Origin of the sequence: Clostridium sp. HBUAS56017 (assembly GCF_007115085.1) — a bacterium.
Classification (GTDB): Bacteria; Bacillota; Clostridia; order Clostridiales; family Clostridiaceae; genus Clostridium; species Clostridium cibarium.
Genome location: NZ_SULK01000004.1, coordinates 1 through 19,228 on the forward strand (window position 1 = coordinate 1; position 19,228 = coordinate 19,228).

The 19,228-nt window shown below is 30.7% G+C and carries 17 protein-coding genes; 1 reads left to right on the forward strand and 16 read right to left on the reverse strand.

The genetic code is table 11. The annotated features are described in order from the left end of the window. Nucleotides 1-127: 127 nt before the first annotated feature. The 15 genes from FAY47_RS20820 to FAY47_RS05260 form a co-directional block, all read right to left on the reverse strand. Nucleotides 128-1,654 (reverse strand): family 16 glycosylhydrolase, encoded by a 1,527-nt coding sequence (locus tag FAY47_RS20820; protein WP_143315385.1) that lies wholly within the window; start codon nucleotides 1,652-1,654, stop codon nucleotides 128-130. Between the two features lie 291 nt (nucleotides 1,655-1,945). Next, nucleotides 1,946-2,647 carry a response regulator gene (locus FAY47_RS05195; protein ID WP_143315386.1) on the reverse strand — a complete coding sequence of 234 codons (702 nt, stop codon included), beginning with the start codon at nucleotides 2,645-2,647 and terminating at the stop codon, nucleotides 1,946-1,948. A 4-nt stretch (nucleotides 2,648-2,651) separates the two neighbouring features. Then, entirely contained in the window at nucleotides 2,652-4,139 is a 1,488-nt protein-coding gene (locus tag FAY47_RS05200; protein ID WP_243129549.1) for a sensor histidine kinase, read from the reverse strand. Nucleotides 4,140-4,439: 300 nt separating this feature from the next. Next, nucleotides 4,440-5,411, reverse strand: coding sequence for a 2-keto-3-deoxygluconate permease (locus tag FAY47_RS05205; RefSeq protein WP_143315388.1), 972 nt, complete (start codon nucleotides 5,409-5,411; stop codon nucleotides 4,440-4,442). Nucleotides 5,412-5,563: 152 nt separating this feature from the next. After that, nucleotides 5,564-6,736 carry a malic enzyme-like NAD(P)-binding protein gene (locus FAY47_RS05210; protein WP_143315389.1) on the reverse strand — a complete coding sequence of 391 codons (1,173 nt, stop codon included), beginning with the start codon at nucleotides 6,734-6,736 and terminating at the stop codon, nucleotides 5,564-5,566. 194 nt (nucleotides 6,737-6,930) lie between these two features. Next, entirely contained in the window at nucleotides 6,931-8,097 is a 1,167-nt protein-coding gene (locus FAY47_RS05215) for a DUF4317 family protein (RefSeq protein ID WP_143315390.1), read from the reverse strand. 137 nt (nucleotides 8,098-8,234) lie between these two features. Further along, nucleotides 8,235-9,452 (reverse strand): HAMP domain-containing sensor histidine kinase, encoded by a 1,218-nt coding sequence (locus tag FAY47_RS05220; RefSeq protein ID WP_143315391.1) that lies wholly within the window; start codon nucleotides 9,450-9,452, stop codon nucleotides 8,235-8,237. Between the two features lies 1 nt (nucleotide 9,453). Then, nucleotides 9,454-10,131 (reverse strand): response regulator transcription factor, encoded by a 678-nt coding sequence (locus tag FAY47_RS05225; RefSeq protein ID WP_143315392.1) that lies wholly within the window; start codon nucleotides 10,129-10,131, stop codon nucleotides 9,454-9,456. A 303-nt stretch (nucleotides 10,132-10,434) separates the two neighbouring features. Then, entirely contained in the window at nucleotides 10,435-10,860 is a 426-nt protein-coding gene (locus FAY47_RS05230) for a hypothetical protein (RefSeq protein WP_143315393.1), read from the reverse strand. Between the two features lie 509 nt (nucleotides 10,861-11,369). After that, complete coding sequence (locus FAY47_RS05235) at nucleotides 11,370-12,080, reverse strand: ABC transporter ATP-binding protein (RefSeq protein WP_143315394.1); 711 nt, start codon at nucleotides 12,078-12,080, stop codon at nucleotides 11,370-11,372. Further along, the gene (locus FAY47_RS05240; RefSeq protein ID WP_143315395.1) at nucleotides 12,073-12,843 is read right to left on the reverse strand and encodes an ABC transporter ATP-binding protein; all 771 of its coding nucleotides are present in this window, start codon (nucleotides 12,841-12,843) and stop codon (nucleotides 12,073-12,075) included. Before FAY47_RS05240 ends, FAY47_RS05235 begins: the two co-directional genes overlap by 8 nt. Before the next feature lie 3 nt (nucleotides 12,844-12,846). Then, nucleotides 12,847-13,902: a branched-chain amino acid ABC transporter permease gene (locus FAY47_RS05245; protein ID WP_143315396.1), complete on the reverse strand. Its 1,056-nt coding sequence runs from the start codon at nucleotides 13,900-13,902 to the stop codon at nucleotides 12,847-12,849. A 2-nt stretch (nucleotides 13,903-13,904) separates the two neighbouring features. Then, nucleotides 13,905-14,798: a branched-chain amino acid ABC transporter permease gene (locus FAY47_RS05250; protein ID WP_143315397.1), complete on the reverse strand. Its 894-nt coding sequence runs from the start codon at nucleotides 14,796-14,798 to the stop codon at nucleotides 13,905-13,907. Between the two features lie 18 nt (nucleotides 14,799-14,816). Then, nucleotides 14,817-15,983 carry an ABC transporter substrate-binding protein gene (locus FAY47_RS05255; protein WP_143315398.1) on the reverse strand — a complete coding sequence of 389 codons (1,167 nt, stop codon included), beginning with the start codon at nucleotides 15,981-15,983 and terminating at the stop codon, nucleotides 14,817-14,819. A gap of 348 nt (nucleotides 15,984-16,331) precedes the next feature. Continuing rightward, the gene (locus FAY47_RS05260; RefSeq protein WP_143315399.1) at nucleotides 16,332-17,003 is read right to left on the reverse strand and encodes an SIMPL domain-containing protein; all 672 of its coding nucleotides are present in this window, start codon (nucleotides 17,001-17,003) and stop codon (nucleotides 16,332-16,334) included. A 148-nt stretch (nucleotides 17,004-17,151) separates the two neighbouring features. Between FAY47_RS05260 and pknB the strand changes: the two genes are divergently transcribed. Further along, entirely contained in the window at nucleotides 17,152-18,573 is a 1,422-nt protein-coding gene (gene pknB / locus FAY47_RS05265) for a Stk1 family PASTA domain-containing Ser/Thr kinase (RefSeq protein WP_143315400.1), read from the forward strand. 47 nt (nucleotides 18,574-18,620) lie between these two features. Here pknB and FAY47_RS05270 read toward each other — a convergent pair whose 3' ends face one another. Beyond that, a complete protein-coding gene (locus FAY47_RS05270; RefSeq protein ID WP_143315401.1) occupies nucleotides 18,621-19,217 on the reverse strand; it encodes an ECF transporter S component in 597 nt (198 codons plus the stop codon). Between the last annotated feature and the right edge of the window lie 11 nt (nucleotides 19,218-19,228).

The following is a 19,228-nucleotide window of genomic DNA, read 5'->3' on the forward strand; positions in this document are numbered from 1 at the left end:
CTTGTCTTAAGCTAATGGTTGGCACTATCAACCCCCATATCGGACTTTCACCGACTAGTACGTGCCCATGCTGGGCACACATATAAAAGACTAATGGTAATAAATATTAACCATTAGTCTATATCCTTTATGGTGTTACGAGTCTAGTAGAAAAATCATTTGTATTGTAGCACATTACTGCATCAGCTCCAGACGTTTTAGTTACTTTCACCATCAATCTTTGATTGTTAAGTGAAACAGAATTTAAGTTATACGAGTATATTGTAGGATGATTTCCTCCGCCAGTAGCTGAAACATTTATAATTTTAGATCCAAGTAAAACTCCTCCGCTTCCATCAGCATTAACTTTAAGTAAATCAACCTTAACATTTGAAGTGCCCCCTGGATTATTAGTCCATAATGTAAAATTCCAATTTCCATTTCTATATGTCCCGTTCGTTACGGGTGTTGTCCAAACATTTTGAGTAGCACTAATAGCTTTTATAGGTTGCCACCCTGAAACAGAACTCTTTCCAGTTTGCATATTTTCACTTATAGTATTTACACCTGCTACCTTCTGATTGAATAAATACCAGGTAGTACTTGGAAGATTTCCTATTCCTCCACCACTTCTAATCGTATATGTAGCAACAGCTGTCAAAGAACTAGCTAATCCTGCCTTAAAAGCTTTTGCTTTAATAGTCTTAGTTGAAGTTACATTTATTGGTGTTGTATATTGTGCAGAATTTTCATTTGGTTCACTTCCATCAATAGTATATCTGATAGTAGCTCCAGGCGTAGCTGTAGAAATGCTTACATTTTGCACAGAATCATAAGTTCCACTTGCTAAATTAAATGTTGGAGTTGCTGCTTGAGTGCTTGGAGTTGTTCCTCCTTGCTGATACACACGTACATAATCAACATACATCTTAGCTGGGAATTGAGTTGTTCCATCTGGACTTCCTGGCCATTGTCCTCCAACAGCTAAGTTGAGAAGAATGAAAAATGGTCTATGAAATTCCTCTGTATCATTAATTGTAATATTTGCTTCCCAGTACTTAACACCATCTACAAACCACTTAATAGAGCTTGCATTCCATTCAACTGAATATACATGATATTGAGTTACATCGATTGTATTAGATTGTCCTGTATAATATTGATGTCCACTTTTATCCCAGTGAATAGTTCCATATATATTAGATCCATTGTTTACATTTTCCATAATATCAAGTTCACCACATTTTGGCCAACCAACTTGATCAATATTTGAACCTAGCATCCAAAAAGCTGGCCATATACCTTGTCCTTTTGGAAGTTTCATCCTGGCCTCAATTCTTCCATATGTAAACTGTCTCAATTCCTTAGTTTTCATACGAGCAGAAGTATATCCCATTCCACCATAAGCTTCTTTTCTAGCCTCAATAAGTAAATTACCATTTTCAATTCTTGCATTTTCAGGACGGTTTGTATAATATTCTAATTCATTATTTCCCCATCCTCCAGAACCAGTTCCAGTATCAAACGCCCAATTAGATGTATTTATTCTACTTCCATTAAACTCATCGCTCCAAACAAGATTCCAAGTAGTGTCAGCATGTACATTTACACTTGGAAGAAGCGAACCTATTAGTATAAATATCATGATTAGTCCAAATAATGTTTTTTTCTTCATAGAAATAATCCCCCTTTTAGTAAAAATCTATTATAACTTAAAATGTCCTATCAAAAAACTTCACTTAATACTTTAGCTTATCTACAATAATTCACTCCTTCCCTCTCTTCATTGTAACCACTTCTTTTAATATTTCATTTTAAACTATCATCTCAGTTCTATACTATTATTGAAAAATATACCACATGTTTTTTCATTGTGCAACCATTTCCATAAATTCAATTTTAATGCTATATAATTTTGTTAGCCAAACTAGTCTAAGCATAAAAAAAAGACTACGCATATGTAGTCCTAGTTATAATTCACCTTTAATCTATATTTATATTGAGGTCTTCCAACCTTACCATATTCGATAATCTTTTCTAGGTCGCCTTGTTTGCTCATGTAATCAAGATATTTTCTAACGGTTACTTTTGCTAGTCCAAGTTTCTCACATAACTCCTCAGCAGTAAAATATTCATCCTTTATCCCCGGAAGTGCTTCTACTATTGATTTATACGTATACCTATTAAAACCTTTCTCTACATTATATTTTTCTTCTTTACCATTTGACTTGTTACTTTTTGTATTTAAAATAAGCTTATCTAGTTCAGCTTGTTCAATAGTTTCACCACTTTTCAACCCATTAACTCTATCTTGAAGGTTATTAAGAGATTCTTTAAATCTCTGAAAAGTAAATGGTTTTATTAAATAATCTACAACACCATATCTAAATGCATCTGTTATTCTTTCTATAGTTTTATCTGCTGTAATCAAAATAACATCTGAAGCTATTTCATTTTTTCTTAGCCATTTTAAAAAATCCATGCCATTTTCATTTGGAAGAAAAACATCTAAAAGAATTAAGTCAACAGAATTTTCTAATAAGAATTCCTGCGCTTCTGTAAGATTTGTTGCCGCTTTTTCTAGGGAAAATCCTTCTACCTTATTTAAAAATTTAGAATTTATTTGTATAACCATTGGATCATCTTCAACTATCATAGTTTTTATCATAAAATCAACTCCTTTCCCTTGGTATAGATATAATCCATTCTGTTCCTCTATTTATTTTAAAATCAATATTCCCTTTGGCTTCATCTATAATTTTCTTTACTATATGCATTCCAAATCCACGACTTCCTTTTTTAGTTGTTATTCCAATCTTATAAATTGATTCTCTTATACTTTCTGGTATACCTGCTCCATTATCCTTTATATTAATATTTATATTGTTTTCTTCTTCACATATTTTTACATATATTTCACCAGTTCCATCTTTTTTAACTTCATCTATAGAATTCTCTATTAAATTTCCCACAACGGATACTAATTCTTCCGAAGTCATATATTCTGGCAACCTAGTCAATTTTGAATTTTCATCTATTATTAACTTAATTCTATATTCCTCACATTTACTATACTTTGCTAAAATTAATGCTGCTAAAGATACATCTTTTATTTTATCTGATATTATGGTAGATATATTTTTTTTACTATCTGCTATTACATTTATAAATTTAACTGCTTCATCGTATTCTTCCAATTGAATAAGTCCTGAAATTGTATGAAGTTTATTCATAAATTCATGATTTTGCGCTCTCAATGACCACGCCATTTTCTTTATTCCAGTTAACTCTTCCGCCATCTTACGTACTTCAGTTAAATCTTCAAAAGTTACGACCAATCCCAAATCTTGATTTTTAAACCCCTTAATAGTACTGTATTTGCACATAATATTTAGCCCTGGTCTTGCCTTTATCTCTACATTTCTTATAGGCTTCCCACTGTGTAAAAACACATCTAACATACTATCATAAGTAAATTCTGTAATAGGACTTCCTATATCACTATCTTTTAACCCTAAAATTCTACTAGCTTCCTCATTAAATAATGTTATACGACCATTATTATCTAATGCAATTATTCCTTCCTTAATATTTTCTATTACAGTTTCTTTCTGTTTTAATATTAAAGCGATTTCCTCTGGTTCAAGTCCAAATATAGCTTTCTTTATGCTATATGAAATAGCAACAGCTCCTAAAGCTCCTAAAACCAATCCTGCTACTATGATAGGTATAAATTTATACATCTTAGTATAAACTTCATTATCAAACTTATTATATAACATTCCTACAGCTACTGCCCCTATCTGTTTATTATCCTCATCATAAATAGGAGAAAAAGCTCTTACAGAAATTCCAAGACTACCACTTGCTGTAGATATATATTCTTCACCATCTTTTAATACTCTCTGTTCATCCCCACCTATGAATTTTTCACCTATTTTACTTTTTACTGGATGTGAATATCTTATACCTTCCATATCCATAACTACAATAAATTCCACACCTGTCTTTATACGTGCTTTCTCTATTTCATCATTTAATAATCCAATAGGCACCGTTTTATTGCCTTTTAAGTATTCTTTAACCTCATAAGTTGAGGCAAACGAATTTGCTATGTTTAACATATTTTTATCTATTTGATCTCTTAATAAGTTTTTCATTTCAATATAAGAAAAAATTGTTATGCTTCCAATGGAAATTATAAGAATGCCTATAACAAAAGACGCTATTTTCCCCTTTAACTTCATATTATCACCCTTATTTTAACTATTTACCTAAATTTCTTTTGATTTAATTATATACGATAAATTATCAAAAGAAAATGATTACACAAAAAGATTAGCCATATCTTTTAATAAAAATATGTCTAATCTTTGGTAGGTATAATTTCTATTTTGTTTTCATTAAAGTTATTGTCCACTTTCTAATAAAATTTTTACATGTTTTATTAATTACTTTTATTATGCCGCAGCTTTATTATCTAATTTTTTCATCTTATTATTTCTAATTAACTTAAATGCATAAGTAACGATAAACGGACAAACAATTGCAGACACTACACAGGCTGCTGCAACTTGGGCAGTAGCTACTGTTGCTATAGCAGCTAAAGTTGGATCTGCAGCTGCAACAGCAGCTGGTGTAGCTACAGCATTTCCTGCTGTTGAACCTGTTGCTAAACCAATTATTGGCTCTTCCTTGAATAATTTTAAAAGTATATAAGCTCCTATTCCAGTAAATGCTGCTATTATCCCTAATATTATGCCAGGTACCCCAGCTTTTACAATTGTTCCAAGATCCATTCCTGCACCTAGTGGGAATGAGAAAAATGGAATTAATAATAATTTACTGCTTCCAAGGAAAGCTCTCATATCAGAATCAATATTTCCTAAAATCATTCCTATTACTATCGGAATCATTACTGCTAAAAGTGCTTCAAAAGGAATTTGAGCAAGTCCTGATGCTCCTAATGCAACTAATGTGAAAAATGGGCCATCTTTTAAAGATAATAGAGCATAAGCACCTACATCAGTTTCATCCCCATATTGAGAAGCAAGAGATGCATACAATCCGCCATTACAATTTGTCAATGCTGATAAAATAGCAAGTGGTGATAACCCCAATACTCCTGCAGGTCCAAAAACTTTTCCTACAATTATACCAATCCCAGCACCTACTACAAACTTTCCTGTTATTAATAGTGCACCTTTTTTTAGTGCCTTTGGTGCTAACTTGAAATTAATTTGTGAACCGATCAAGAACATAAAGCAAGCCAAAATTGTTGTTGATGCTGTTTTACTAAATAATGCCGTTGTGAATCCCCCAATTTGTAAAAACTGTGGAAAAAATGTATTAGTCAATACTCCTAGAAAAAGTGGAACAACCATCATACCGCCTGGAATTTTATCTATGGTTTTCTTAATTGGAATTTGCATATCAATACCTCCTAAAATTTCATCTTATAATTGCTTCATTAAACCTTTCCATTGATAATCTTATTAAAATTTTGTATTTATACATGCTCTAAATATCCTTGAAGTTTATTTTAGTAGCATGTATAAAACAAATTACCTAATTACAATTCCTCTTATTTTCTTGCAACTCCACTTTCTATTGCAGCTTTAGCAATTGCTTCTGCTACTTTTTTAGCAACATTTTTATCCAGTGCACTTGGAATTACATTATTTTCATTTAAATCTTCATCCTTTATGTAATTAGCTATTGCATACGCTGCTGCAATCTTCATTTCTTCATTTATTTCTTTTGCTCTTACATCTAATGCCCCTCTAAATATTCCTGGGAAAGCTAAAACATTATTAACTTGGTTTGGAAAATCTGAACGTCCTGTACCAATAACTCTTGCTCCAGCTGCCTTTGCTTCATCAGGCATTATTTCAGGTGTTGGATTTGCCATTGCAAATATTATGGCATCTTTATTCATTGATTGTACCATTTCAGGTTTTAGTATTCCTGGAGCAGATACCCCTACAAACAAATCAGCACCTAATAAAGCATCACTAAGACCTCCTTTTATGTTATCTGGATTTGTTATTTCTGCTAAAGCTTCCTTAGCATCATCAATTTTCTCCATTCCTCTATAAAGAATTCCTACTTTATCAACTGCAATCAAATTCTTAACTCCTGATGATAATAAAAGTTTTGCTATAGCTGTTCCTGCTGCACCAGCACCATTTACTACTACCTTTATATCTTCAAGTTTCTTATCAACTACTTTAAGTGCATTTATAACACCGGCAAGTACTACTATTGCAGTTCCATGTTGATCATCATGAAACACTGGAATATCAACTAATTTTTTTAATTTTTCTTCAACCTCAAAGCACCTTGGTGCTCCAATGTCTTCTAAATTAATTCCACCAAATGTTGGAGCTATTAATCTAACTGTATTAACTATTTCATCAACATCCTTAGAATCTACTAATATAGGAAATGCATCAACATCTGCAAACTCTTTAAATAGTATTGATTTCCCTTCCATTACAGGCATCCCTGCCATTGGTCCTATATCTCCAAGTCCAAGTACTGCAGTTCCATCTGTTACTACCGCTACTAAATTTCCTTTAGAAGTATATTTGTATACGTTTTCTTTATCCTCATGAATTTTTCTACAAGGTTCCGCAACTCCTGGTGTATATGCAAGACTTAAATCATCTCTTGTTTCAACCTTTACTTTAGATGTTACTGAAATTTTTCCTCTATTCTCCTCATGTAATTTTAAGCTTTCTTCAAAATAGTTCATTTGATACACCCTTTCTTTTTGGAAAATTTATATTTAACTTTTAATGTTTTTTCTCTGTGACTAAATAATAACATCAATTCAGAAATATAAAAATATTCTGTAAATTTAAATATAGTTTTGTAAATTAAAAAAACTTTGTATACGTTTTAACAAAGTTTTTAAATAGAAAAAGCGGGCAAATATCCCGCTTTTCCTTATAATTCTTCAGTTGCTAATTCAAAACCATCTATAATTACATCTTCATTAAGTTCAATTAGAAGACAAGTATTTCCGTGGCTATCTTTAACTTTTCTTATATTTTTAAGTTCTTTAGGCGCTATTGCTAGACTCATATCTTCAGTTGTTATTTTAATTGACTTTGAATTCATATTTGGAACTATATTTTGAACCTTAAGCTCATAGTCACTATTTCCTGTTACTCTTTCATAAGCCTCCTCAAGTTTTTCAACATTTTCAACGCCACTTTCTTCTAGCACACCTTTTAAATCTTCACGACTTACTACAGAGGCTTCACTTTCCTCTTCATCTTCCTCAAGTTTCTCTGAAAGTTTTTCATATATGTTTTGCATAGTTTCTGGAGCTATTTTTTCCCCTACTACAGTTCTTAATATATCCATAAACTCTCCTTTTTCCTCTTCAGCTGTCTTTTTAAACTCACAGTTTAATATATCCTCTACAAAACTAATATTTATATCTTTAGACTTAGATGCATAATACATAATTCTATTCACATCTGCAGAATTATTATTAAATACAGGGAACATAAATCCATCTAAAGGAGAATCAAGATTGATAGTTGAATCTAATGCAGAATTTGCTCTAAACTCTCTTTCTATATAATCAAATTTTAATGCTTTCTTAGGTGGTTCTATTTTATTTACGCTACACATCATAAATTCAAAAGCATAAACTTCATCATCTTTAGCTTCCTCAGCTTCTTCACTTCTTCTCTTATTTGCACCTTTCCAATATTCTGCTTTTATAAAAGTAATAACTACATCTGTTTCATACTTATAATTCTTTCCTATCCTTGAAACTATTTTATCAGCTTCTTCTTTAAAAATGTCTTTTTCTTCTTTTACAGCTGAATATAATATCTTCTGCGCATTATCTTCAATATCTACTGTTTTAAATTCAAGCTCAAAAAGTTTAGTATCTAATGCACCTGATAATATCTTTTTAAAATTTTTAATATATAATTCCTGCTTTTCACTATCAATACTATCAAAATATTCAAACTCAGAATAAATTACTGACTGGTTGTCCTTTTTTAGGTAAACACTGTATATTTCTTTAATACTAAGCATTGTATTTTCCGGCTTAAATTCTTTTCTTATTCCTGCTAAATCCTGTTTATTCATCTGATATACCTCACTTTATTTTCTAGTTATCTATTGCTAAAATTCATAGTACACAATTGTAGTTAAAATATATTTAAAAATTACAATAACAAAAACAACATATATATTATAAATAAATATATAAAAAAAAGCATATACTAATTTTTTGAAAATACTATTTGTACTTTTGTTTCTTCTCTTTCTTCACTGCTTACTTGGATATTTCCTCCATGTTTTTTCACTATCCATTCAGCTATTGATAAACCAAGTCCGTGTCCGCCTTCTCTGCCACGCACTTTATCTCCTCTATAAAATCTATCAAAAATATATGGAAGATTTTCTTTACTTATACCTAACCCATTGTCTTTAACCTCTATAAATATCTTATTATTCTTCTTTTTTAAGCTAAGTTTTATTATATCTCCTTCACTTGTATATTTTAATGCATTATCTAGTAATATTATCATTAACTGAGCTATCCTATCTTCATCAGCATTAATGTATACATCTTGTTCTAAATCTTTAATAAATGTTTTCTCTGCGAACTCAGCAATTTCTATATATGGTTCACATATTTCATCTAGTTTTTTACTTAAACAAAATACTTTTTTATCCAATTCAATAGCATTGCTGTCAGATTTTGCTAGAGTCAATAAATTATTCACTAGTTTTGAAAGTCTTCTTGTCTCTGATAAAGATATTGCTATACTTTCTCCTACCTCTTTCACTTTTTTCTCTGGAGACTTTAATAATAATTCTAATTTAGATTGTATTATAGTCAATGGTGTTCTTAATTCATGAGATGCATCACTTACGAATTGTTGTTGTTTCTCCCAAGCCTTAACTATAGGAACTAATGCTTTGCTTGCAAGATAAAATGCTACCACCACTGAAATAACAAAAATTAAAACTCCTCCAACTACTAGTATTGAATTTAAAGTTTCAAGAAATTCTTTTTGTGAATTTGTATTTCTTATTAATTGAACTATTACAGTGCTGTTATCCGTATCAATTTTAATAGCCATACTCCTAAAATAAAAACTATCGTATCTACTCTCTTCAATGTTATCTAAAGTCTTATATTTTATCTTATCTGCTATGTCTCTATAATAATTATTATGGCTAGTTGATTCAAGTAATTCCCCATCCTCACTCCACACTAAAACTCCATTATTAGGCTCTAATTTTTGAAACGTTAGTTTATTATTTTTTGATGACTTTTGAACAACTTTAGCCATGGATAATAAATTTTTATCAACTTCTCTATAAATTTCTGATTTAGTATATTGAAATAAAACTACTCCTAAAATTGAAAAAAGAACTAGAAAAGTTATTGTATTTACTAACACCAAATGTCTTTTTTGTTTTGCAAACATCTTATTTCTCCGTTTCTTGTAGTAAGTATCCAACACCACGAATTGTTTTTATATATTTATCATAACCGTATTTCATTAATTTTTTTCTTATATTATGAATATATACTTCCACAATTTCTAAAGTAGTATCTGATTCCAATCCCCAAATTCTATCATAAATCTGTTCTTTCAATAGAATTGTGCCTTCGTTTAAAATCAAGTACTCTAATAAATTGAATTGTTTAACTTGCATTTTAATTTCTTCATCCTTAATAAAAACTTGCTTTGTTCTATCTATTAAACTTAATTCCATAAATGATACTGAATTCTCTTCATGAATTTGTCCATATCTTCTTAATATTGCTTTCACCCTTAAAACAAGTTCCTCAATATGAAAAGGTTTTGTAAGATAATCATCAGCACCTAATGAAAGTCCTTTTATTCTATCATCAGCTGCTCCTTTAGCTGACAATAATAATACTGGTGTATTTATCCCTACCGCCTTCAAATTTTTTAATATACTAAACCCATCCATATCAGGTAACATTATATCTAATATTATTAAATCATAAATGTCTTGCTTTGCTAAAAATAAACCTTCTTCTCCATTCATGGAAACATCAACTTGAAATTCTTCCTCCAATACACATTTTATAGATTCTAATATAAATTCATCATCTTCCACTACTAATAACTTCATAAACTCCCCCTTAATAGCACACTCTCATAAATTAAATATATATCTTATTATCCTAATAATCTATATTTTTTTCTACACTATCCACTGAAAGCGCAAGTTTTTTACGCTCATTTTGCATTCTAAGCCTTGCACTTAATCTCTATCTATGAATAACTAGCCTGTCATATTATTACACTCCCTATCTCTTTATAGTAACTTTTTCTATAATATATTAAAAAGTATATATTTCATGTACAACAACATAAAATATATACTTTTCTTTATTCCTCCTGAATATGCCATGCGGCATATAAGAATTACCTTTTAATACCCATATCCACCTGAATAATGTCTTCTACGTCTTCTTCTACGTCTTCTTCTGTGAAGCTCTCTTAAAAGAAGTATCCTAATTAAATCCCTTAAAAACCGTCTTCGGCGAGGACGCTGCCTTCCTTCATCTTCATTATTCCTATAATAACCTCTATACTCATTGTCGTTTTCATCCTCATCATACTCATCAACATTCATATCCTTTTCTATCTTGTCATATATGTCATCTGTAATCTTTCCTAATTGATCTTTTGTAGGACAATACATTGTTCCGTATCTCTGTTCCATTTGGTCGCCATGATACTTTACCAAAGGCATCACCCTATTATATAGTCTTGGATATAACATCTCTAAATCTTCTTCATCTTCCTCCTCTATCATTGGATCATAGATGTATCCTATTGGACCTTGATACCACATCGTATAAGGTATTATTTGCATGTTATACATACTTGCTCCTGTAATTACTAAAATTATTAATACAGTCTATCCTATGATATTTTTTATAATTAGTGATTAAAAATATCAATTTAATTTTCAGTTATTAATAAATGAAGATTTAGTAATAAAAGCAAGGATACGTTATGTCAAGCTATATCCGATTAATGAAATATTTACGATTGTTAAGCATATCTTACTAAAACTCACAAATATATAAATTATGTTACTAAATCCTAATCTTCCATTATTCTTTATATTATAACTTCACATGATAATCATTATAATATTTTTAAAAATTTTCATATTTTATACATATAATAATTCTCTATTTTTAAACTCTTTTATTTTGAGATTTTAAAACTTTTTCAACTTCTTTTTTTGCTATATAAAATTAAAAATCCATTCTAATGTTCATCTAAATTTTATATTTCTATTTATATAAAAAATAACTGTAATAAGACTTATTAAATCTTATTACAGTTATCAACTTATAGTACTTCTCCAAGATAAGCCTTCTTAATATCCTCATTAGCAAGAAGTTCCTTACCTGTCCCCTTTAATTTAATTGTACCAGTTTCCATAATATAACCTAAATCAGCTATTTTTAAAGCTGCATTAGCATTTTGTTCTATTAAAAGAACTGTCATACCTTCTTCATTAATCTTCTTTATTATTCCAAATAATTCTTTTACAACTATAGGAGCCAGTCCTAAAGAAGGCTCATCCATCATTATTAACTTAGGTCTAGACATAAGAGCCCTTCCTATTGCAAGCATCTGTTGTTCTCCACCAGAAAGAGTTCCTGCTGCTTGCCAAGTTCTTTCTTTTAACCTTGGAAAAAGTGAATATACCTTCTCTAAATCTTCTTCTACACCTTTTTTATCCTTTCTTGTATATGCACCTATTTTTAGATTTTCCAATACTGTAAGATCAGCAAAAACCTTTCTGCCTTCTGGCACTAAAGCTATACCTTTTTTAACCATAATTTCAGTATTAAGCTTTGCTAAATCTGTCCCTTCATAACTTATAGTACCACTTTTAGTTTTAACAAGTCCTACTATAGATTTTAATGTAGTACTCTTACCTGCCCCGTTAGCTCCTACTAAAGTTACAATCTTTCCACTTGGTACTTCTAAACTTATTCCTTTTAAAGCCTCTATGCCACCATAGGCTACTACTAAATTATCTATCTTAATCATCTTCAGATACCCCCAAATATGCATCTATAACCTTCTTGTCATTTTGAATTTGAGAAGGTGTACCCTTAGCTATTGTAATACCATATTCAAAAACCTGTATCTTATCTGATAAGCTCATAACCATATTCATGTGATGCTCTATCATAAATATAGATAAATTGAACTTATCCTTTATCTCCTTAACAAAGGCTGTAAGTTCATCCGTTTCTGTAGGATTCATACCTGCAGCAGGTTCATCAAGCAAAAGCAGCTTAGGATTAGTTGCAAGCGCTCTTGCTATTTCAAGTTTTCTTTGCTTACCATAAGGAAGAGAACTAGCCTTTTCATCTTTTAAATCTTGAAGACCCAATTCCTCTAAAAGAGAAATAGATTTTTCAACCATTTCCTTTTCTTCTTTTCTATACCTTGGAAGCTTTAGTATAGCTTCAATAAAATTAGATTTTATATGAACATGATTTGCAATAAGTACATTATCAAGTACACTTAGATCTTTAAAAAGTCTTATATTTTGAAATGTTCTTGCTATACCTTTTTGAGTAATTAAATCCTGCCTCATACCAGTAATATCCTTGCCATCAAAAATTACCTTTCCATTGGTTGGGGTATAAACATTTGTGATCATATTGAAAGCCGTAGTTTTTCCGGCTCCATTAGGACCAATTAAAGATACTATTTCACCTTCATTAATTTCAAGGTTAAAATCTTTAACAGCAGTAAGACCGCCAAATTGCATGGTTGCATTTTCTACCTTTAATAATGCCATTGTCTATTCCCCCTTCCTTCCTAAAGGTTTATCGCTTGTATATTTAAATAATGATTTCCATGTGAATTCTTTTGTTCCCATAAGTCCATTTCTAAAGAATAATACTATAACCATTAGTAATATAGAAAAGATAACCATTCTAAGTCCTGGTATTCCAGTAAAACTAAATAATCCAAAATCAAATTGCTTTTCCATATCTAAAAATCTTAATGCTTCTCCTAAAATAGTTACAACAAAAGCTGAGATTATTGTTCCAGTAATACTTCCCATACCACCGATAACTATTATAAGAAGTATGTTGAATGTAAGAACAAATTTGAACATATTAGGATCTATTGTCCCCATTAGATTTCCTAGAAGTCCTCCACCTACTCCAGCAAAAAAAGCTCCTGTAACAAACGCTAATGTTTTATGTTTAAATAGACTAATTCCCATACTTTCTGCTGCAATTTCGTCTTCTCTTATGGCCTTTAAAGCTCGTCCATATGAACTATTTATAAGTGAAACTAATATTATTATAGTTAAAATTGCTATTCCAAAGCTCCAATAAAGATTAGTAGTACGAGGAATCCCTCTTAATCCTAAAGCTCCATTAGTTAACCCTTGAGCATTATTTAAAATTATTCTTATAATTTCTGCAAATCCTAAAGTAGCAATAGCCAAATAATCTCCTTTAAGTCTTAATGCAGGTGCTCCTATCAAAAAGGCTATAAATGCTGAAATAAGACCTGCCACAAGAAGTGCTACCGGAAATGGTATTTGAAAACTATTTAATGGAGAAATTAATGATTCCATAAAAAAGTTCTGTGTTTTTACCTTTTCTGTCATGGTTAAAAGAGCTGTCGTATAAGCACCTACAGCTATAAAACCAGCATGCCCAAGTGAAAACAAACCCGTAAATCCATTTATTAGATTCATACTAAGACCAAGTACTGCATATACTGCGCATAGGTTTAAAATTCTAATTTTATATGAGTCCAAGCTATTATTTGCAGCAAATAAGAGTAAAAATATAAGTGCAATAAGAGCTATATTTAAATAATTATTTCTCTTCTTCATATTTACACCTTCTCTGTTAAATTTTTGCCCATTATTCCTGTTGGCTTAAATAGTAGTATTACTATTAAAAGTACGAAAGCAAACGCATCTCTATATCCAGTTAATCCTGGAAGAAAAGCAACTAACATAATTTCACCAATTCCTAGAATAAATCCACCAATAACTGCACCTTTAATATCTCCAATTCCACCTATTACAGCAGCTATAAAGCACTTAAGGCCTGGAATCATCCCCATAAGGGCAACTATTTGAGGATATTTAGCTGACCACATCATAGCTCCTACTGCAGCTAGCATTGAACCTATTGCAAAAGTAAAAGATATAATTCTATTTACCTTTATCCCCATAAGCTTTGCTGTTTCAACATCTTTGGAAACTGCTCTCATAGCCATTCCCACATTAGTCTTATTAACTAAGTGTAATAAAGCAAATAATATTACTATCGTTACTATAGGAATTATAAAAGTAAGATTTTGAATAGAAACCCCACCAATAACCACTACATCTGTAAATATACTTGGAGTTGGAAAAGCCTTTGGTCTTCCTCCAAATAAAACAACCGCTAAATTTTCTAGTAAAAATGATACACCTATAGCTGATATTAAAATAGATATCTTTGGTGCACTTCTAAGTGGTCTATAAGCTGTAAACTCTATCGTCATTCCAAGTATTCCTGTTAATACAATAGCTATAATAAAAGCAAAATACCAAGGAAGATTAAATGTAGCTACTCCAAAAAATGCAAAGTAAGCTGCCATCATAAATATATCTCCATGAGCAAAATTTATAAGTTTTAAAATTCCATAAACCATAGTATAACCAATTGCTATAAGAGCATATAAACTTCCTAAAGAAATACCATTTGCCAAATGTTGCATAAATGTGTCTAATGCCATATCTTTCCCCCCAATCTTCTAATCTTCTGCTTTAACTGTATCAAGATAAGTAAACTTACCATCTTTAACTACTTTTAAAACTGCATCTTTTACCGCATTATTATTTTCATCAATTGTAATTTTTCCAGCTGCTCCAGGGAAGTCTTTAGTTTTTGCCAATTCATCCCTTATTTTCACTGGGTCAGCTGAGTTGGCTCTTTTTATAGCATCTAATATAACTAAATACGAATCATATGCTAAAGCTGTAGCTGCTGCTGGTTCCTTATTATATTCTTTTCTATATGCATCTAGGAAAATTTTAGATTCCTCAGTTATAGGAGCTTCACTAGCAAAGAAAGTTGAAAGAACTGTACCCTCTACAGCATCTTGTCCTATATCTATGAATTCTGGCGCTTCCCAAGTATCCCCCCCTAGTATTGGAGTAGTTATTCCAAGTTGTCTAGCTTGCTTTACTATAAGTGCACCTTCTGTAAAGTTCCCAGGAGCGTATATTACATCTGGATTCTTACTCTTTATATTTGTAAGCTGAGCTGAAAAATCCTGATCTCCTGTATTATAGTTAGATTTTGCTATAATAGCATCTTTATCCCCTGTAATCTTTGTAAATTCATCACTAAAGAATTTACAAATACCAACTGAGTAATCACTAGAAACTTCTGTTAAAAGAGCTACTTTTTTAGCTTTTAGCGTATTAGCTACATATCTTGCAGCAACTTTTCCTTGAAAAGGATCTATAAAGCATACTCTAAAATAGAAATCATTACCTGCTGTTACTAAAGGATTTGTTGCAGTAGCTGCAACTGCAGGAATCTTAGCTTCCATTAGTGCATCTCCTGCTGCCATGGAATTTCCACTTCCCCAACTCCCTATAACAGCATTAACTTTTTCTTGTTCTATAAGATTTGAAGCTGCACTTGCTGCTTCAACTTTGTCCGACTTGTTATCTGCATAAACTAATTCGATCTTTTTACCAAGCACTGTTGGATAAAGCTTGTTTGCTAGTTTTACCCCTTCTACTTCAAGCTCTCCTCCAGCTGCACTAGATCCTGTCATTGGTTCAAACACCCCAATTTTTATAACATCACTTTCAACATATGTATTAGAATCTGGCTTAGAAGAACAACCACCAAGCACTAATACTGTTGACATAGCCAGTGCTAAAAGCATAGATATTTTTCTTTTCACGTTTAAAGCCCCCTTTATTTCTTTTAATTGACTTACTGGCATTTTTGCAAACAATCAGTGTTTAATTATTTTTCCTAATAATAAATTAATAATTTTTAATAATTTCTGATAATTCTTTTGTATCAAAATACTATACTAAGTAATTTAATATATAAGCACTGTCGTTACTTGTAAATTATACACTGTAATTTTCCTTTTGGCAAGGACATGTGTATTTATATTGAGGACTTCTTGAAAATTTTTTTATATTTTGTCGTCTTATTTTAGTAATAAAAAAACTATAGTTTTTTATTACTATAGTTTTAATAAGAATTAAACTGTTCATTGTTCTCCATACATCATAGTTCATTAGTTATATATAAATATGGCCTCAACTTCAGCCTTCACCTTATTTTCCCCTGGTTCAATAGGTGTACCTTCCCCAACGGATTTAAAAGTCATCATTTGTAATGGGGCAGTTGTTCCTGTATCCATCTCATTTACTTGCACTGGTATGATATCAAGTTTTACTCCAAGTTTTTTAGCTATAACAACAGCCTTACTTTGAGCATCCTGAACAGCAATAGAAAGGGCTTCATAATAATATTTTTCCTCATCTAAAACAATAAAATTGATTCCACTTACGCTATTGGCTCCGCTTCTTACTGCAGCATCGATTATTTCTCCTACATAATTAATATTTCTAATAAGCACATTTATATTATTGCTTACTTCATAACCTCTAAAAATCTGTTTTCCATCCACATAATCATAAATAGGCCTAATATTATAATTTTGAGTTTGTATATTTTCTGGCTGAACTCCTATTCTCTTTATATTGTTTATAACTTGCTCTATTATCCTAGCATTTTCTATCTGAGCTAATTGCACATCTTGATTTTGAATTATTACACCAATCGCTACTTCTGCTGCATCTGGTTTTACATTTACTAAACCTCTTCCTAAAACTCTAATTCTTTTACACTGATTATTATCACAATCATATAATTTATCATTATCCTTATCTCCCAATGGGTACATGATTTTCATCCCTTAAAATAATTATATAATTTATAATATGATCATTCCCTTAAATGTCCTCACATTCCAAGGAAAACTTTACTAGTTTAGTGTAATTAATTACATATGTTATAATTCACATATTACTGTTTATTCTAGGAGGCATACAATGATAGGGACATTACTTTTAAACAGATATGAATTAATAGAGAAAATTGGGGAAGGTGGTATGGGAATTGTTTACAAAGCAAAATGCAATACCTTAAATAGATATGTAGCTATTAAGGTATTAAAACCATACTTAAATAATCAAGTTGAAATCATAGCTAGATTTAAGAAAGAAGCACATTCAATTGCTAGCTTATCACATCCAAACATAGTTGGCATTTATGATATTGGATCAGAAAACAACATTAACTTCTTGGTTATGGAGTATATTAACGGAAAATCTCTAGATAAAATAATAAGAGAGAACAATAAATTAAGCACATCAAAAGCTTTAGATATAGCTTCACAAATTGCTGAAGCACTTGATTTTGCTCATAGTAATAAAATTATTCATCGAGACATTAAACCTGACAATATTTTAATTACAGAAGATAACACAGCAAAACTTACAGACTTTGGCATTGCTAAAGTAGCAAACTCTATGACTATAACAAATTCTGATAATATTGTGGGGTCCGTACATTATTTTTCTCCAGAGCAAGCTAAGGGTAATTTTATAGATTCTAGAACAGATATATATGCATTAGGTTCTGTTTTATACAAAATGGTAACAGGACAAGTTCCCTTTTCAGGAGATACTTCTATAGCTGTAGCTATGATGCACATTAATAATCCTGTTACTCCACCTAAAAATATAGTTAATTATTTACCTAAAAATATAAATGCAGTTATTTTAAAAGCATTAGAAAAAAATCCTATTGATAGATTTCAAACAGCAGGGGAATTTGCTGAAATTTTAAATTCTATTAGAAACAATCCTGATTTAGAAGTGAACTTTGGTGAAAAGTTAATAGATAGTCCAACAATTGAAATTAGCAATTCACATACATTAATCTCACATAGTAGATATAATTCTACAGTTGTTATAGATAAAAATTCATTGAAAAAAAGGCCTATATTTTTTAATAAAATAATGTTAGTTACTGGATCGATCGCCTTAACCTTAATTGTTTCTTTTGTAGGAATTTATCTTTCCAAAGAAACAAAAGAAACTCCCTCCACTGAAACTATATCTAATCAAGAAAAAGAAAATCAAGCGGAAACAGCTACTTCATTAGAAGAAAATAAAGCTGTTCCTTCGCTTATTGGTCAGTCTCTAGACAATGCTCAAAACATTATATTAGGTAATGGTTTTTTAATTGGTAATATTGCAAATGAATATAGTAATACTGTTCCTAAAGGCTCAGTTATTAATCAATCTCCTTTAGCTGATTCTCCTTACGAGCATAATGGAAAAATTAACTTAGTTATAAGCCAAGGTCCGCAACCTACTGAACCTGTTCAGCAAGTAAATGAAACTGGAACTGGAAATCAAAATGAAAAAGCTAAAGGAAAATCTAAAAAAGAAAAGAATAATAAGTAATCCAAGGGATATTTCCCTTGGATTACTTATTTGAAATCATATTTACTCTATTTTCCCACAGGCAGTAATAATCCTGCCCTTTTTAATATTGGTCTTAAAACATTATAAAGAAAACTTACTAGTATTACTGACACTACTGCATTAATAAAAGTTGCAACAACACTTACCTTTGCTAAAACTGCAGCCATCTGTTGCGGTTGTCCTAATATATATTGTTTATAAAAATACCCTACAAGTGGATCGAAAACAACATTAAATGCTAATCCACAAATTGCTGAAATAACGGTCCATTTAAATATATATTTTTTATCATTACTTCTATCTATTTTAGCAAATTTATGTGCAACTAATCCTGTTATTAATCCAATTAATAATTTTAATATAAAAGTTTTTGGTGCACCTAAAATATATACTGGATCAAGTACATCAGATATTGTCATTCCAATAGCCCCAGCAAAACCTCCATACCACCCACCAAGAAGCAAAGCAGCTAATACACAAAATGCATTTCCTATATGTATTGAAACTGCGTCTCCACCTGGCATAGGAATTTTTATTTGAAGAAATGTAAATGAAACAAAACATAACGCTGCAAGTATAGATGTCTGAATTAGTTTTATTATTCTTAAATTTTTACTTTTCATATAATTAATCC

What these genes read in the sequence shown, in the direction of transcription:
- FAY47_RS05200 (WP_243129549.1), bottom strand. Translation starts at nt 4,139, where the DNA reads ATGAAAAACTTATTAAGAGATCAAATAGATAAAAATATGTTAAACATA.
- FAY47_RS05235 (WP_143315394.1), bottom strand. Translation starts at nt 12,080, where the DNA reads ATGATTAAGATAGATAATTTAGTAGTAGCCTATGGTGGCATAGAGGCT.
- FAY47_RS05230 (WP_143315393.1), bottom strand. Translation starts at nt 10,860, where the DNA reads ATGTGGTATCAAGGTCCAATAGGATACATCTATGATCCAATGATAGAG.
- FAY47_RS05195 (WP_143315386.1), bottom strand. Translation starts at nt 2,647, where the DNA reads ATGATAAAAACTATGATAGTTGAAGATGATCCAATGGTTATACAAATA.
- FAY47_RS05205 (WP_143315388.1), bottom strand. Translation starts at nt 5,411, where the DNA reads ATGCAAATTCCAATTAAGAAAACCATAGATAAAATTCCAGGCGGTATG.
- FAY47_RS05210 (WP_143315389.1), bottom strand. Translation starts at nt 6,736, where the DNA reads ATGAACTATTTTGAAGAAAGCTTAAAATTACATGAGGAGAATAGAGGA.
- FAY47_RS05225 (WP_143315392.1), bottom strand. Translation starts at nt 10,131, where the DNA reads ATGAAGTTATTAGTAGTGGAAGATGATGAATTTATATTAGAATCTATA.
- FAY47_RS20820 (WP_143315385.1), bottom strand. Translation starts at nt 1,654, where the DNA reads ATGAAGAAAAAAACATTATTTGGACTAATCATGATATTTATACTAATA.
- FAY47_RS05260 (WP_143315399.1), bottom strand. Translation starts at nt 17,003, where the DNA reads ATGTACCCATTGGGAGATAAGGATAATGATAAATTATATGATTGTGAT.
- FAY47_RS05250 (WP_143315397.1), bottom strand. Translation starts at nt 14,798, where the DNA reads ATGGCATTAGACACATTTATGCAACATTTGGCAAATGGTATTTCTTTA.
- FAY47_RS05245 (WP_143315396.1), bottom strand. Translation starts at nt 13,902, where the DNA reads ATGAAGAAGAGAAATAATTATTTAAATATAGCTCTTATTGCACTTATA.
- FAY47_RS05270 (WP_143315401.1), bottom strand. Translation starts at nt 19,217, where the DNA reads ATGAAAAGTAAAAATTTAAGAATAATAAAACTAATTCAGACATCTATA.
- pknB (WP_143315400.1), top strand. Translation starts at nt 17,152, where the DNA reads ATGATAGGGACATTACTTTTAAACAGATATGAATTAATAGAGAAAATT.
- FAY47_RS05220 (WP_143315391.1), bottom strand. Translation starts at nt 9,452, where the DNA reads ATGTTTGCAAAACAAAAAAGACATTTGGTGTTAGTAAATACAATAACT.
- FAY47_RS05215 (WP_143315390.1), bottom strand. Translation starts at nt 8,097, where the DNA reads ATGAATAAACAGGATTTAGCAGGAATAAGAAAAGAATTTAAGCCGGAA.
- FAY47_RS05240 (WP_143315395.1), bottom strand. Translation starts at nt 12,843, where the DNA reads ATGGCATTATTAAAGGTAGAAAATGCAACCATGCAATTTGGCGGTCTT.